Origin of the sequence: Actinoplanes sp. NPDC051346 (genome assembly GCF_040682215.1) — a bacterium.
Taxonomy (GTDB): domain Bacteria; phylum Actinomycetota; class Actinomycetes; order Mycobacteriales; family Micromonosporaceae; genus Actinoplanes.
In genome coordinates this window covers 64,750-79,203 of sequence record NZ_JBFBAJ010000009.1, presented here as the reverse complement: position 1 = coordinate 79,203, position 14,454 = coordinate 64,750, and the positions used below count along the sequence as shown (strand labels likewise).

Sequence of the window (14,454 nt, the reverse complement as noted above, 5' to 3'; positions counted from 1 at the left end):
CCTCTCACCCCGCAACACCCCGAGAAGAAGGGCAACACCTCCCATGCGCAATTTCCTCGGCAAGTCGGTGGCCGTCGGTGCCATCGCGATGCTGGCCCTCACGGCCTGCGGCTCCGGCCGCGAAGGTGACAGCAAGACCGCCGGCGGCTCGGCCAAGGGCTTCGCGGCGGACTCCCTGATCGGGGTCGCGCTGCCCGCGAAGACCTCGGAGAACTGGGTGCTCGCCAAGGACCTGTTCGACAAGGGTCTGACGGAGGCCGGTTTCAAGGCTGACGTGCAGCACGCCGGTGCGTCGACCACGGTCGCCGACCAGCAGGCGCAGATCACCGCCATGGTCACCAAGGGCGCCAAGGTCATCGTCATCGGCGCGACCGACGCCGCGCAGCTGTCGACCCAGGTCGCCGCCGCGAAGAAGGCCGGCGTCAAGGTCATCGCGTACGACCGCCTGATCCTGAACACCCCGGACCTCGACTACTACGTCGCGTTCGACAACTTCAAGGTCGGCCAGCTCCAGGGCACCGCCCTGCTGGAGGGCATGAAGAAGAAGAAGGCGAAGGGCCCGTACACCATCGAGCTGTTCTCCGGCTCGCCGGACGACAACAACGCCGGTGTCTTCTTCAACGGCGCCATGGACGTGCTCAAGCCGGAGATCGACAAGGGCAACGTCGTGGTCGGCTCGAAGCAGACCGACGTCAAGCAGACCGCCACCCAGGGCTGGAAGGCCGAAGAGGCCCAGAAGCGCATGGACAGCCTGCTGACCTCGACCTACGGCAACAAGGAGCTCGACGGCGTCCTGTCGCCGAACGACACCCTGGCCCGCGCGATCATCCAGTCGATCAAGGGCGCCGGCAAGACCGTCCCGGTCGTCACCGGCCAGGACTCCGAGGTCGAGTCGGTCAAGTCGATCGTCAAGGGCGAGCAGTACATGACGATCAACAAGGACACCCGGAACCTGGTCAAGGAGACGATCACCATGATCAAGGCTCTCCAGGCCGGCACCGAGCCGCAGATCAACGACACCAAGTCGTACAACAACGGCAACAAGATCGTCCCGACGTACCTGCTCCCGCCGGTCGCCGTGACCAAGGACAACGCCGCTGAGGCGTACGCGAACGACCCGACGCTCGGACCGCTCACCAAGGGGTAGGTCGCCAGTATCTAGCTGACGGCCCTTGGGGTCCCCGGAGTCCGTCTCCGGGGACCCTTTGCCGTGCACCACCCGCCGCCCTTAAGGAGCTCGTTCTCGTGGCCATACCGCTGCGGCGCGGTCTGCGCCGAGCCGGGCCCGCCGCCCCGGCTCCCGAGCAGCAGCCCTCGCCGCCGTCGCCCGCCGCCGGGCAGGAGGAGATCCGTCGCCAGAACCTCGGCGCGGTGCTGCGCTTCGTCCACCTGCACGGGCCCACCTCCCGCGCCGAGCTGACCAGCCGGCTCGGACTCAACCGCAGCACCATCGGCGCGCTGGCCGCGGACCTCGCCGCCGCCGGTCTGGTCACCGAGGAGGCGCCGACCACCGCGCGGCGCGCGGGCCGGCCCTCGCTCGTGGTGAGCCCCTGCTCGACCCGGGTCCACGCCACCGCGCTGAGCATCGAGCCGCACCGGCTGCGCGCGGCCCGCGTCGGCCTCGGCGGCCGCATCCTCGATCTGCGCGAGACGCCGCGCCCGTGCGGCGCGTCACCGCTCGACGCCGTCGTCCCGCTCGCCGAACTGGTCCGCGCGATGGAGCGGGATCTGAGCGACGACACGCGTGGTGCCGGGAGCGCCGTCGCGGTCGCCGACACCGTCCGGGAGGCCGACGGGACGGTGCGCGTGGCCGGTGCGGACGAGACGCTCGTGGCGGCGCTGGACACCGCCCTCGCAAGCGCCGGGCGCGGCCGTCCCGGCTTCGTGGCCGGCGACCTCGCCGACATCGCCGCGCTGGCCGAGCACACCCGCGGCGTCGCCACCGGCGTCGACGACCTCGTCTACCTGCACGGCGACCCGGGCCTGAGCGCCGGCATCGTGACCGGCGGCCGCCTGGTCGTCGGCCACGGCGGGCGCAGCGGCAAGGTCGGTCACATGGTGGTCGACCCGAACGGCCGACGCTGCGGCTGCGGATCCCGCGGCTGCTGGGAGACCGAGGCCGGCTCCGACGCCCTGCTGCGGCGGGCCGGAGCGCCGCCGGGCACCAGCCCGGTCGCCGTCCTCCGGGCGGCCGCCCTCGGCGACGCCGTGGCCCGCGACGCCGTGCACGGGGTCGCGGAATGGCTGGGCTTCGGGGTCGCCAACCTGGTCAACGTCTTCAACCCCGACCTCGTGGTCTTTGGGGGAACCCTGCGTGAGCTGTACGCGGCGGGCGCCGGCACCGTGCGCCGCCGGCTCGACACGATGGCACTGCCGGCCTCCCGCGAGCACCTCCACCTGCGCGCGGCCTCCCTCGGCGCGGACGCGCCCCTGATCGGCGCGGCGGAACTGGCCTTCGACAGCCTCCTGAGCGACCCGCTGAACGCACCCGGCGCCGTGGGCGCGAGCGGTCAGTAGCCCCGGGGGTAGGTGCGGCGAGCGGTGAGCCCGGGCAGCAGGGACAGGGCGGCCACGAACGCCCCGGCGATCGTCATCAGGTAGGCGATCACCAGCGCCTCGGGGCCGCCCTCGAACAGGGCGGCCAGCACGACCAGCGCGAACCCGAGCAGCGCCGGCCCGGCGGCGAGAACCCAGGCGGCCGTCTTGTGCGCGGCGCTCCAGCGCGGCGAACCGGAGATCAGCAGCATCCCGGCCAGCGGGGCGACCACCGGCAGCAGCACGCTCCCGCCCGCCAGCAACGCGAGGCCCGCGTATTCGGCACCCGCCGACGGGCCCGGCGCCGGCGCGGGCGCGAGCACCGCGGGCCGCCGCAGGTGGGCGGGCATCCGGCCGCGCCGGGCCGCGGCGGCCAGCGACTCCGGCGACCCGAGGCGCCGCAGAGTCATCACCGGATCGTCGGCCGGCCCGCCCGCGGCGCCGCGGCGCATGGCGATGTAGTCGGCGACCGTGGTCATGAGCTCGTCGCGCAGCTCCGGATCGAGATCTTCCCCGGCAGCCCAGAGCGCCGCCAGATAGTCGAGAACCAGCACGTCGGTGTGCGCCAACGGCGTGGCGTCGGACGAGTACGGCCCGGACGTCATCGTTTCCCCCTGAGAGCTAGGCCGGCACGGCCCGGTCAGCATCGCTAAGCCCGCGCCGGGGGACCATCCGGCGGGGGAGGGGCCTTGAGCGGCCTCCCTCTGCCTTTCGGCCGACCCCCGTTTTCCTAACGCGTCCGGGCGGGTGGCCGATCGGGTCGGGTATGGCCGAGGACGGGCGCGCACCGCTGCGCTATGTGTGGACCGTCGCCGGTCTCGTGCTCGCCAGCTGGGTGTGGTTCGCGGTCTGGCGTACCTTCGGGGTCGGTCCGGTCGCCTTCGGCTATGTGGCCGTGCCGCTCGGCGGGGCGGTCTCGGTGGTCGCCCTGTGTCGCCTGTGGCGGGCGGTGCGCGACGACCCCCACGCCCGCCGGTTCTGCGGGGTGCTGCTGATCGGCGCCTGCTTCATGACCATCGGCTTCCTGCTCATGGCGGTCAACGCGTTCCGCTACTCGGTGGGCGACGATCCGCCGGACATGACGATCTTCGCCGCGGTGTGCGTCGGGCTCGGGTTCGCGGCGGCGATGTGGGCGGCCGCCCGCGTGCCGGTGGACACCGCGGGCCGGGCCGAGCGGCGGCGGATGAACCTCGACCGGACGATCGCCTTCCTCGGCTGCGCGACCCCGCTCTGGCACTTCGGCCTCGCGCCGATGATCACCGCCACGGAGCGGTGGAGCGTGCAGACGCTGTCGCTCATCGGGCTCGCGTTTCTGCTGTCGGTGGCCGGCATGACCAAGGTGGCGTACCTCAGCGACGGGCCGGTCGACCGTACGGCGCTGCGCCTGGTCGCGGCCATCGGTCTGACCGCGGCCGGGGTGGCGGTGTGCGCCACCAGGTACGGCGACGCCGGCGGTCCGCCCTCGCAGGCACTCGTGCTGCCGCTGGGGCCGTTGCTGCTGGTGCTGGCCGTCCGCGCGCAGTGGAACTCTGCGATCGGTCACCGTCGCGTCTCGCGGCGTTCCTCGCACCTGCTGCCGTACCTGGCGGTGGCCGCGGTCGACCTGCCGCTGATCGCGGTCGTGGTGGGGGAGCTGCGATGGCCCGGGCGGCTCACCCTCGGCTCGGCGGTCGTGGTCAGCGTGCTCGTGATCGCGCGCCAGTTCCTGGCGTTCCGGGACAACGCCGCGCTGCTGCGCGACATCCGCGCGCACGAGGAGCGGCTGCAGCACGAGGCCAGCCACGACGGGCTGACCGGTCTGGCCAACCGTGCCATGTTCCGGAGCACGATGCACGACGCGCTCACCCGCTCCGACGGCGTCACCGTGCTGCTGGTCGACCTCGACGACTTCAAGACCGTCAACGACTCGCTCGGCCACGACGTCGGCGACCACCTGCTGGTGTCGGTGGCCGCCATGCTGCGCGAGCAGGCCGGCGAGGACGGCCTGCCGGTGCGCATCGGCGGTGACGAGTTCGCCGTGCTGTTGGTCGGCGGCACGACGGTGGGCGAGACCGTGGCCCAGCGGATCCTGGACGCGCTGACCGAGCCGATCAGCGAGCACCGGCTGCTCGTGCAGGCCAGCATCGGCATCGCGACGGCGGAGGCGGGCGCCTCCGTCGACAGCGTGCTGCGCGAGGCGGACGTCGCCATGTACGCCGCCAAGCAGCGCGGCAAGGCGGCGTACGTGCGCTACCTGCCCGGCATGGCACAGCCCGTCACGGCGCACATGCGGCTCGGCGGCGAACTGCGCCGGGCGCTGGCGCGCCAGGAGTTCGAGGTGTTCTACCAGCCGATCCTCGACCTGGGCACGAACAAGATCGTGGGCGCCGAGGCGCTGGTGCGCTGGAACCACCCGGACCGGGGTCTGGTCTCGCCCTGCGAGTTCATCCCGGCCGCCGAGCGGACCGGACTGATCATGGAGCTGGGCCGCTATGTGCTGCGCGAGGCCTGCCGGCAGGAGGCGTCGTGGCTGGCCGAGTTCGGCTCGGACGCGCCGGGCCACGTGGCCGTCAACGTGTCGGCCCGGCAGTTGCACGACTTCGACTTCGTCGCGGACGTGCGCGACGCGCTGCGTGACACCGGTCTGACGCCGGGGCACCTCGTGCTGGAGCTCACCGAGTCGGCCGTGCTGCGCGGCAGCCAGGTCTCGCGGGCGCTGCACGACCTGGACGGTGCCGGCGTGCGGCTCGCGCTCGACGACTTCGGCACGGGCGAGTCGTCGCTGAGCCTGCTGCGGACCTTCCCGGTGGCGATCGTGAAGCTCGACAAGTCGTTCGTGGACGGCCTCGAGTTCGACGAGGTCGATCCGGCCTGCCGGGACGCGCGCCAGGCGGTCGCCCGAGCCGTGATCCAGCTCGCCGGGGCCCTGCGCCTGGAAACGGTCGCCGAGGGCATCGAGAACGAGGCACAGGCGCGGGAGTTGCGGGCGCTCGGCTACTCGTACGGCCAGGGTTATCACCTGGCGATGCCGATGTCCGCCGCGAGCATGACGGAGCTGCTGGTGGCGCAGCGCCGGGCGGTCGCCACGGGCTGAGCCCGAGATTTGCCCCGTTTGACGCGGACTTAGGCGCCGACGCGTCCAAACTTTTGCATATTTCGAAGATTCTTTTCTTCGCTGCGGCGAAACCTGTGCTTACCATCCTTCTTCGAAGGCTCTCGATGCACCACCGCGCTCCGTTGTGGCACGCGACCCGTCGCCGCCGGATCGGCCGTCCCCGCGTGCCCACGTCCATCGGAGCACCATCGACCGGGAGGCAGTGCAAGCGATGCAGAACGAGTACACCGTCAGCCGCCGCCAGCTTCTGGGCGCCGCCGCGGGCGCGGCCGCCATCGGCACCACCGCGATAGTCGCCTCGCCCGCCGAGGGCACCACCGGGGGCGACTCCCACCCGTCCCGCGTCCCGCTCGACCGGATCAGCGTGCAGCTCTACACGCTGCGCAACCAGCTCGCCATCGACCTGCCCGGCACCCTCGCCGCGCTCGCCGAGATCGGCTACACCCGGGTCGAGCACGCCGGCTTCGTCGGCCGCACGGCGACCGAGTTCCGGGCCGCCCTGGACCGTGCCGGCCTGCGCGCCACCTCCGGGCACGCTGGCATACCGCAGCCGTTCGACGAGGCCAAGTGGCGCGCGACGCTCGATGACGCGCTGATCGTCGGGAACAGGTTCATCGTCCACCCGTACTTCGGCGCCCGCCCCGACGGCTCGCCGATCCGCGACGGCGCCGTCTACAAGGCCTTCGCCCGCGACCTCGACCGAGCCGGCGCGATCGCCCGGGAGTACGGCCTCAGCCTCGGCTATCACAACCACCAGAACGAGTTCGCCCGCCAGGACGGCAGCACCACCACCGGGTACGACATCCTGACCCGGGAGACGGACCCCGCCCTCGTCCATCTCGAGGTGGACCTCTTCTGGGCCTTCCGGGGCGCCCGGGACCCCGTCGACCTGATCGGCGAGAACCGGGGTCGGGTACGCCAGGTGCACGTCAAGGATCTGGCGCACACCGGCGGCTTCGCCGATCCCGGCGCCGGGCTCATCGACTTCGCCCGGATCTTCGAGCACTCCCGGGAGGCCGGCCTGGTGGAGTACATCGTCGAGCGAGACGACGCCGGCAGCCCCCCGCGGACGCCCGCGGACGCACTGGTCACCGCGGAAATCGGTTACGACTACCTCGCGACCCTGCGGTTCTAGGAGGAGCGTCGATGAAGCGTCCGTTCGCCGCCGTACCCGCGCTCGCGCTCGTCCTGACCGCCCTGACCGCCCCCACGACCGCGGTCTCGGCCGCGCCGGCGGCCGCCGTGCCGCCGCCCGACTCGCAGTTCCAGAAGGTCACGCTCAACGACTTCCCGGGCGAACCCATCGCCCTCGCCGTCCTGCCGGACAAGCGGGTCCTGCACACCGCCCGCAAGGGCGCCGTGCGCCTCAACGACCCGAAGAGCGGCCGCAACATCCTCGCCGCCACCCTCCCCGTCTATCAGCACGACGAGGAGGGCGTGCAGGGCATCGCCATCGACCCGGACTTCGCGGTGAACAAGTGGGTCTACATCTACTACTCGCCGCTGCTCGACACGCCGACCGACGATCCGTCGACGCCGACGGTGAACGAGGGCGACGCGCCGGAGGAAGGCACCGCCGCGGACTTCGCGCCGTTCAAGGGTGTGATGCGGCTGTCGCGCTTCAAGCTCGACGGCAACACGCTGGCCCTGGGCAGTGAACAGAGGATCCTCGACGTGCCCACCGACCGCGGCATCTGCTGCCACGTCGGCGGGAAGATCGACTTCGACGCCGCGGGCAACCTCTATCTGTCCACGGGCGACGACACCAACCCGTTCGCCTCCGACGGCTACGCGCCCCTGGACGAGCGGGCGAACCGCAATCCGGCCTTCGACGCGCAGCGCTCCGCGGCCAACACCAACGACCTGCGCGGCAAGATCCTGCGGATCGCGGTGAACCCCACCGGCGGCTACCGCATTCCGAGGGGCAACCTCTTTAGGCCGGGTACGGCGTACACCCGCCCGGAGATCTACGCGATGGGCCTGCGCAACCCGTTCCGCTTCGCGGTCGACAAGGGCACCGGCGTGATCTACCTGGGCGACTACTCGCCGGACGCGAACATGCCGAACCCGAGGCGTGGACCGGCCGGGCACGGGCGCTGGATGGCCGTCGACAAGCCCGCCAACTACGGCTGGCCCTACTGCGTGGCGCCGGACCTGCCCTACGTCGACTACGACTTCGCCACCCACACCTCCGGCGCGCCGTTCAACTGCGCGGCCCCGGTGAACGAGTCGCCGCACAACACCGGCCTGCGCACGCTGCCGCCGGTGGAGAAGGCCGAGGTCATCTACGGGTACGGGCTCAGCGCCGAATTCCCCGAGCTGGGCGTCGGCGGCATCGGCCCGATGGGCGGCCCGGCGTACGACTACGAGGCGCGGAACAACTCGGCGACCAAGTGGCCGGAGCACTACGACGGCAAGCCGCTGTTCTACGAGTGGACCCGCGACTACGTCAAGGAGTTCACCCTCGGCCCCGACAACGCGGTCACCGCGATCGCACCGGTGCTGCCGTCGGTCATCTTCGACAACCCGATGGATCTGGAGTTCGGCCCGGACGGCGCGCTCTACGTCCTCGAGTACGGCGACGGCTTCTTCTCCGAGAACCCGGAGGCGCAACTCGCCCGCATCGACTACGTGCGCGGTAACCGCAGCCCGATCCCGAAGGTCTCGGCGACCCCGGCGGGCGGGCAGGCGCCGCTGACGGTGACGTTCTCCAGCGCCGGCACCGTCGACCCGGACGGCGACACCCTGCGGTACGCCTGGGACTTCAACGCCGACGGCATCGTCGACTCGCGGCAGCCGAACGCGGTACACACGTTCACCGAGAACGGCAACTACCGGCCGACGCTCAAGGTCACCGACCCGACCGGCCGCTGGGCCTCCGCCGAGGTGATCCTGCCGGTCGGCACGCTGGCGCCGCAGGTGACCTTCGTGACGCCGACGGAGGATCAGCCGTTCGAGTTCGGCGACACGGTGCCCTTCCGGGTGGCCGTCGTCGACGACCAGCCGGTCGACTGCTCGCGGGTCACCGTGACCTACATCCTGGGCCACGACCAGCACGGGCACCCGCTGTCCACGGCCTCCGGCTGCACCGGTTCGATCACCACCTTCATCGACGGCGGCCACTCCGGCGCCGACAACCTCGTTGCCGTGTTCGTGGCGGAATACACCGATCCCGGAAGCCCGCCGCAGACCGGATCGGCGACGGTGGTCCTGACCCCATCCGAGGACTGACCGCCCTGTCGGGGCTCCGGCGCACCCGGCGCCGGGCCCCGCGAGGGTAACTCCGCGCGTTTCGGTCCCGAAGCGGCCGTCTTTCCGCCACCCTGATCGTGTGGAGGTGCACCTGGCGTCGTGGTGGGCGCAGTTCCTGGAACACTCGGACCGATTCGACCGGGCCTATCTGCTCGAGAACTTCAGCGACCTGGTCGCTCCGCACATCAACTCGCCCCTGCTGCGTCGTGAGGTCAAGAACGCCGCGGACGCGGTGGTGCGGTATCTGGAACGGCCCGCCAACGAGGAGCGGGCGGAGCAGGCCCGCGAGTCGATAGAGCGGCTCACGAAGACGCTCGAACGCATCGAGGACCGTTCGACCGGAGGGGCCATCGCCACCGAGGAGGCGGCGATCGTGCTGGCGGCCATGCGAGGCGAGTTCGGCGAGGCGGCGGCCGCCGCCGAACCGCTGGTCGGCTCGGTCAAGCTCCGCCGCCTGTTCGTCACCGCGCTGCGCCTGGAACGCTTCGACATCCCGATGACCCTGCGGCTGCTCGAGGGCGGCCAGTCGCCGGCCGACGCGGTCCGCTCGGGCCATCTGATCGGCCGCTACAGCTGGTGGCCCAACTGGCTGCTGCGCATCGTCACCGAGCGGGCCCTGGCCGGCAACCTCGACGAGGAGACGGTCACGGCACTCGACAAGTGCGCCTACGCCGAGCTGACCCCGATCCAGGCCAACCTCGCCCGCAAGCTGCTCACCGAGGGCAACGAGCGCCTGGTCGACACCGCCGCCGAGCGCCTCGTCAGCCTCGGCGAACCGGGCGCGGCGGCGCGCCTGCGCCAGGGCGACATCGCCGCCGTCGCCCTCGCCGCCCGCCTCACCTCGATGTAGCTCCGACGGAGATTCTCATCAGGCGGCTCTCGTCCGGCCGGCGCTAGGATTGTCGGCGCTATGAACAATTTTCGCGAGCATCCCGACTTCGCGCTGCTGGAGAGTCTTGCGCTGGTTCGGGGGGATTTCGCGATAGCCGGAAGTGGGCCGCTGTACGTCCGCGGGCTGATCGACGACATCGGTGACGTCGATGTCGTCGCCCGAGGTGCGGCGTGGCGCGAGGTCTGCCGGTTGGGGACGGTGGTCGACGCGCCATTCTCGACCGTCCATCGGGTGTGCCTGTTCGGCGGCAAGATCGAGGTCCTCGACGGATGGTTCCCCGAACTCTGGGACGTCGACCAGTTGATCGACGGGGCGGACGTGATCGACGGGTTCAGGCTCGTGCGGTTGGACGTCGTCACGGCCACCAAGCGGATGCTCCAGCGACCCCGGGACCGCACGCATCTCGAACTGCTCGCCGCGCGACAAGCGTGAAACGGGCCGAGACGTGCCCGGGCGGACGACCGCCGACGACTGACGTGGTCGATCGCGCTCGCCCGGCACGTTTCGCAAACAGCGGAGACATTCGGTCAGGACATCGTCGCAATGATGTCCTTTCCGTACGCCTCGAGCGTCGCCTCCTTGTCGTCGTGCTGCAGGTAGAGGGCGAACTGGTCGACGCCGAGTTCCCGCAGCTCCGCGAGGCGCTCGAGGTGGCTCTCGACCGGGCCCAGCAGGCAGAACCGGTCCACGACCTCGTCGGGCACGAACGTGGCGTGGGAGTTGCCGGCCCGTCCGTGCTCGGCGTAGTCGTAGCCCTGGCGGCCCTTGATGTAGTCGGTCAGCACCTTCGGCACCGCGCCGTCCGCGCCGTACCGGGCGACGATGTCCGCGACGTGGTTGCCGACCATGCCGCCGAACCATCGGGTCTGCTCCCGCTGGTGAGCCAGGTCGTCGCCGACGTAGGCGGGAGCCGCCACGCAGAACTTGATCGCCGCCGGGTCGCGGCCCGCCCGCTCCGCCGCGCTCCGGACGGCCTTGATCATCCAGGCCGCGATGTCCGGGTCGGCGAGCTGCAGGATGAAGCCGTCACCCACCTCGCCGGTCAGGGCCAGGGCCTTGGGACCGTACGCGGCGACCCACACGTCCAGCCGGCTGTTCGGGGCCCAGGCGAACTGGAGCTCCCGGTCCCGCAGGGTCACGGCCTCGCCGCTGGCCAACCCGCGGATCACCCCGACGCTCTCGCGCAGCTGGCCGAGGGTGTTCGGCGGCAGGCCCAGGACCCGCAGCGCCGAGTCGCCCCGGCCGATGCCGCAGATCGTGCGGTTGCCGTACATCTCGTTGAGGGTGGCGAACTGCGAGGCGATGACCGTCCAGTCCCGGGTGCCCGGGTTGGTGACCATCGGTCCCACGACGACCCGCGAGGTCTCCGCGAGGATCTTGCTGTAGATGACGAACGGCTCCTGCCACAGCACGTGCGAGTCGAACGTCCACACGTGGCTGAAGCCCAGGTCCTCTGCGCGCTTCGCCAGCGTCACGACCTCGCTCGACGGTGGGTCGCACTGCAGGACGACACCGATGTCCATCGTTCTCACCGTACCTTCGGGAAGCCGAGGTCGACCTCGGACGTGGCGGGGTCGGGCCAGCGGGAGGTGACGACCTTGGTGCGGGTGTAGAACTGCAGACCCTCCGGGCCGTACATGTGCAGGTCGCCGAAGAGCGACGACTTCCAGCCGCCGAAGCTGTAGTAGGCGACCGGTACGGGAACCGGCACGTTGACGCCGACCATGCCGCACACGACGTCGTACTGGAACTGTCGGGCGGCGCCACCGTCGCGGGTGAAGATGGCGGTGCCGTTGCCGAACTCGTTGTCGTTGACCAGCTCCAGGGCCTGCTCGTAGGAATCCACCCGGACCACCGCCAGCACCGGGCCGAAGATCTCGTCGGTGTAGAGCGGCGAGTCGGTCGGCACCTTGTCCACCAGCGACGCGCCGAGGAAGAAGCCGGGACCCTCGCAGATCGGCGCCGACCGCCCGTCGACGACGACCTCGGCCGCGCCGGGCTCGGCCAGGTAGCCGGCCACCTTGTCGCGGTGCTCGCGGCTGATCAGCGGCCCCATCTCGGCGGCGGGGTCGGTGGCCGGACCGACCGAGATCCGGCCGACCCGCTCCTTGATGGCCTCGACCAGCGGGTCCGCGCTCGCGCCGACGGCGACGACGACCGAGATCGCCATGCACCGCTCGCCCGCGGAGCCGTATCCGGCGCTGACCGCCGCGTCGGCCGCCGCGTCGATGTCCGCGTCCGGGAGCACCACCATGTGGTTCTTGGCGCCGCCGAGCGCCTGCACCCGCTTGCCCGCGCGCGTGCCCCGCTCGTAGACGGCGCGGGCGATCGGAGTCGACCCCACGAACGACAGCGCCCGCACGTCCGGGTGGTCGATGAGCGTCTCGACGGCCTCGCGGTCGCCCTGCACGACGTTGAACGCGCCGTCCGGCAGCCCGGCCTGGCGCAGCAGGTCGGCGAGCATCAGCGCGACCGACGGGTCCTTCTCGCTGGGCTTGAGCACGAACGTGTTGCCACAGACGAGCGCGTTGCACAGCATCCAGAGCGGCACCATCGCCGGGAAGTTGAACGGCGTGATGCCGGCGACGACCCCGAGCGGCTGGCGGATCGAGTAGACGTCCACGCCGGTCGACGCCTGCTCGCTGTATCCACCCTTGAGCAGGTGCGGCGCGCCGGCGGCGAACTCGATGTTCTCCAGGCCGCGGGCCAGCTCGCCGGCCGCGTCGGCCACGGTCTTGCCGTGCTCGGCGCTGATGAGGGAGGCGATCTCCTTGCGGTGGGCGTCGACCAGCTCGCGGAAGCGGAACATGACCTCGGCCCGGCGTGACAACGACGCCGCCCGCCATCCCGGGTACGCCCGTTGGGCCGAGGCCACCGCACGCGCGGTCTCCTCGGCGGTCGCGGCGACCACGTACGCCTGCTGCTCGCCCGTCGCCGGGTCCCACACGGGCAACCGTCGGCCGCTCGTGCCCTCGACGGCCGTACCGTCGAGCCAGTGTTTGATCTCGTGCACTTGTGTTTCTCCTACCCCGGAATGTCTTGTGCAGTGCGGCGAAGCCGCCTTGGCGTTACAGCAGGTAGTCGGACAGGCCGCGGGGGACGTAGCGGCCGCGACCGGCGCGGCCCGTGTACTCCCCGCCGGAGCTGATCACCTCGCCGCGGGAGAGGACGGTGTCCACCCTGCCGTCGATCTCCCAGCCCTCCCAGGCGGAGTGGTCCATGTTCATGTGGTGGGTCTCGGCGCTGATCCGGGTGCGGCCGTTCGGGTCGTAGATCACGATGTCGGCGTCCGAGCCGGGCGCGATGACGCCCTTGCGGGGATAGAGGCCGAACATCCGGGCCGGCGTGGTCGCGATCGTCTCGACCCAGCGGGCCAGCGACAGCTTGCCGTCCACCACGCCCTGATAGAGCAGGTCGACCCGGTGCTCGACGCTGCCGATGCCGTTCGGGATCTTGGAGAAGTCGCCGCGGCCGAGTTCCTTCTGGTCCTTGAAGCAGAAGGGGCAGTGGTCGGTCGACACCACCGACAGGTCGTTGGTGCGCAGGCCCTGCCAGAGGTCGGCGTGGTGGGACTCGTGCTTGCTGCGCAGCGGCGTCGAGCAGACCCACTTGGCGCCCTCGAAGCCGGGCGCGCCGAGCTGATCCTCGAGCGTGAGATACAGGTACTGCGGGCAGGTCTCGGCGAAGACGTTGCGGCCCAGGTCGCGGGCGGCCTTGACCTGTTCGAGCGCCTTCGACGCGCTCAGGTGCACGATGTAGAGCGGGCAGTCCGCGGCCACCGACGCCAGCCAGATCGCCCGGCTGGTCGCCTCGGCCTCGAGCTCCTGCGGCCGGGTCAGCCCGTGGTTGATCGGGTCGGTCTCGCCGCGCTCCAGGGCCTGCTTCACCAGCACGTCGATGGCGGGGCCGTTCTCGGCGTGCATCATGATCATGGCGCCGTTGTCGCGCGCCTTCTGCATCGCCCGCAGGATCTGGCCGTCGTCGGAGTAGAAGACCCCGGGGTACGCCATGAACAGCTTGAAGCTGCTGATGCCCTCGGTGGCCACCAGCTGATCCATGGCCTTGAGCGACTCGTCGTCGACCCCGCCCATGATCATGTGGAAGCCGTAGTCGATGTGGCAGTTGCCGTCGGCCTTGGCGTGCCAGGCGGCCAGCCCGTCCTGGACCACCTCGCCGTAGCGCTGCACCGCGAAGTCGATGATCGTGGTCGTGCCGCCGATCGCCGCCGCCCGGGTGCCGGTGTCGAAGGTGTCGCTGGCATGGGTGCCGCCGAACGGCAGCTCCATGTGCGTGTGCGCGTCCACCGCGCCCGGGATCACGTACTTCCCGGTGGCGTCGATGACCTCGGTGCCTTCCGCGGGGCCGCGCCCGGGCGCGTAGATCGCCGCGATGGTCTCGCCGTCCACCAGCACATCCGCGGCGACGGCCCCGGTCGGCCCGACGACCGTCCCGCCCTTGATCAAGATGCTCACGGAGCTGCCTCCAATGCCATGCCGTTCTGGCCCTCGCGTGCGATGCCGTTGTTCGGTGCGGCTGGGTGCCGCTCGGTGCAGGCGGTCATGGCTGTGCCTCCAATGCCATGCCCTTCTGGCCCTCGCGTGCGATGCCGTTGTTCGGTGCGGCTGGGTGCCGCTCGGTGCAGGCGGTCATGGCTGTGCCTCCAATGCCATGCCCTTCTGGC

At 71.1% G+C, this 14,454-nt stretch carries 11 protein-coding genes; 7 read left to right on the top strand and 4 right to left on the bottom strand.

Features of this window, described 5'->3' with window-relative positions; all coding sequences use genetic code 11:
- The first annotated feature begins 43 nt into the window (after nt 1-43).
- Entirely contained in the window at nt 44-1,147 is a 1,104-nt protein-coding gene (locus AB0M36_RS22665) for a sugar-binding protein (protein WP_364160551.1), read from the top strand.
- A gap of 200 nt (nt 1,148-1,347) precedes the next feature.
- Nucleotides 1,348-2,517: an ROK family protein gene (locus tag AB0M36_RS22660; protein ID WP_364161052.1), complete on the top strand. Its 1,170-nt coding sequence runs from the start codon at nt 1,348-1,350 to the stop codon at nt 2,515-2,517.
- Here AB0M36_RS22660 and AB0M36_RS22655 read toward each other — a convergent pair.
- Nucleotides 2,511-3,140 (bottom strand): hypothetical protein, encoded by a 630-nt coding sequence (locus AB0M36_RS22655; RefSeq protein WP_364160549.1) that lies wholly within the window; start codon nt 3,138-3,140, stop codon nt 2,511-2,513. The two genes, AB0M36_RS22660 and AB0M36_RS22655, sit on opposite strands and share 7 nt — an antisense overlap.
- A gap of 161 nt (nt 3,141-3,301) precedes the next feature.
- Between AB0M36_RS22655 and AB0M36_RS22650 the strand changes: the two genes are divergently transcribed.
- The 5 genes from AB0M36_RS22650 (at nt 3,302) to AB0M36_RS22630 (ending at nt 10,205) form a co-directional block, all read left to right on the top strand.
- On the top strand, nt 3,302-5,608 hold the full coding sequence (locus tag AB0M36_RS22650; protein ID WP_364160547.1) for an EAL domain-containing protein: 2,307 nt from the start codon (nt 3,302-3,304) through the stop codon (nt 5,606-5,608).
- A 232-nt stretch (nt 5,609-5,840) separates the two neighbouring features.
- A complete protein-coding gene (locus AB0M36_RS22645; RefSeq protein ID WP_364160545.1) occupies nt 5,841-6,764 on the top strand; it encodes a sugar phosphate isomerase/epimerase in 924 nt (307 codons plus the stop codon).
- An 11-nt stretch (nt 6,765-6,775) separates the two neighbouring features.
- Entirely contained in the window at nt 6,776-8,860 is a 2,085-nt protein-coding gene (locus AB0M36_RS22640; RefSeq protein WP_364160543.1) for a PQQ-dependent sugar dehydrogenase, read from the top strand.
- A 100-nt stretch (nt 8,861-8,960) separates the two neighbouring features.
- Nucleotides 8,961-9,731 carry a hypothetical protein gene (locus AB0M36_RS22635; protein ID WP_364160541.1) on the top strand — a complete coding sequence of 257 codons (771 nt, stop codon included), beginning with the start codon at nt 8,961-8,963 and terminating at the stop codon, nt 9,729-9,731.
- Between the two features lie 60 nt (nt 9,732-9,791).
- Nucleotides 9,792-10,205: a hypothetical protein gene (locus AB0M36_RS22630; protein WP_364160539.1), complete on the top strand. Its 414-nt coding sequence runs from the start codon at nt 9,792-9,794 to the stop codon at nt 10,203-10,205.
- Nucleotides 10,206-10,300: 95 nt separating this feature from the next.
- On the opposite strand, the gene AB0M36_RS22625 is transcribed toward AB0M36_RS22630, so the two are convergent.
- The 3 genes from AB0M36_RS22625 to hydA are packed head-to-tail and all read right to left on the bottom strand — an operon-like array spanning nt 10,301 to nt 14,245.
- The gene (locus AB0M36_RS22625; RefSeq protein ID WP_364160537.1) at nt 10,301-11,296 is read right to left on the bottom strand and encodes a TIGR03842 family LLM class F420-dependent oxidoreductase; all 996 of its coding nucleotides are present in this window, start codon (nt 11,294-11,296) and stop codon (nt 10,301-10,303) included.
- Between the two features lie 5 nt (nt 11,297-11,301).
- A complete protein-coding gene (locus AB0M36_RS22620; RefSeq protein WP_364160535.1) occupies nt 11,302-12,786 on the bottom strand; it encodes a CoA-acylating methylmalonate-semialdehyde dehydrogenase in 1,485 nt (494 codons plus the stop codon).
- 55 nt (nt 12,787-12,841) lie between these two features.
- A complete protein-coding gene (gene hydA / locus AB0M36_RS22615; protein ID WP_364160533.1) occupies nt 12,842-14,245 on the bottom strand; it encodes a dihydropyrimidinase in 1,404 nt (467 codons plus the stop codon).
- Nucleotides 14,246-14,454 lie beyond the last annotated feature (209 nt).

Bases quoted from the DNA above. Each gene is read 5' to 3' on its own strand.
- AB0M36_RS22665 (WP_364160551.1), top strand. From the start codon at position 44: ATGCGCAATTTCCTCGGCAAGTCGGTGGCCGTCGGTGCCATCGCGATG.
- AB0M36_RS22655 (WP_364160549.1), bottom strand. From the start codon at position 3,140: ATGACGTCCGGGCCGTACTCGTCCGACGCCACGCCGTTGGCGCACACC.
- AB0M36_RS22650 (WP_364160547.1), top strand. From the start codon at position 3,302: ATGGCCGAGGACGGGCGCGCACCGCTGCGCTATGTGTGGACCGTCGCC.
- AB0M36_RS22645 (WP_364160545.1), top strand. From the start codon at position 5,841: ATGCAGAACGAGTACACCGTCAGCCGCCGCCAGCTTCTGGGCGCCGCC.
- AB0M36_RS22640 (WP_364160543.1), top strand. From the start codon at position 6,776: ATGAAGCGTCCGTTCGCCGCCGTACCCGCGCTCGCGCTCGTCCTGACC.
- AB0M36_RS22630 (WP_364160539.1), top strand. From the start codon at position 9,792: ATGAACAATTTTCGCGAGCATCCCGACTTCGCGCTGCTGGAGAGTCTT.
- AB0M36_RS22625 (WP_364160537.1), bottom strand. From the start codon at position 11,296: ATGGACATCGGTGTCGTCCTGCAGTGCGACCCACCGTCGAGCGAGGTC.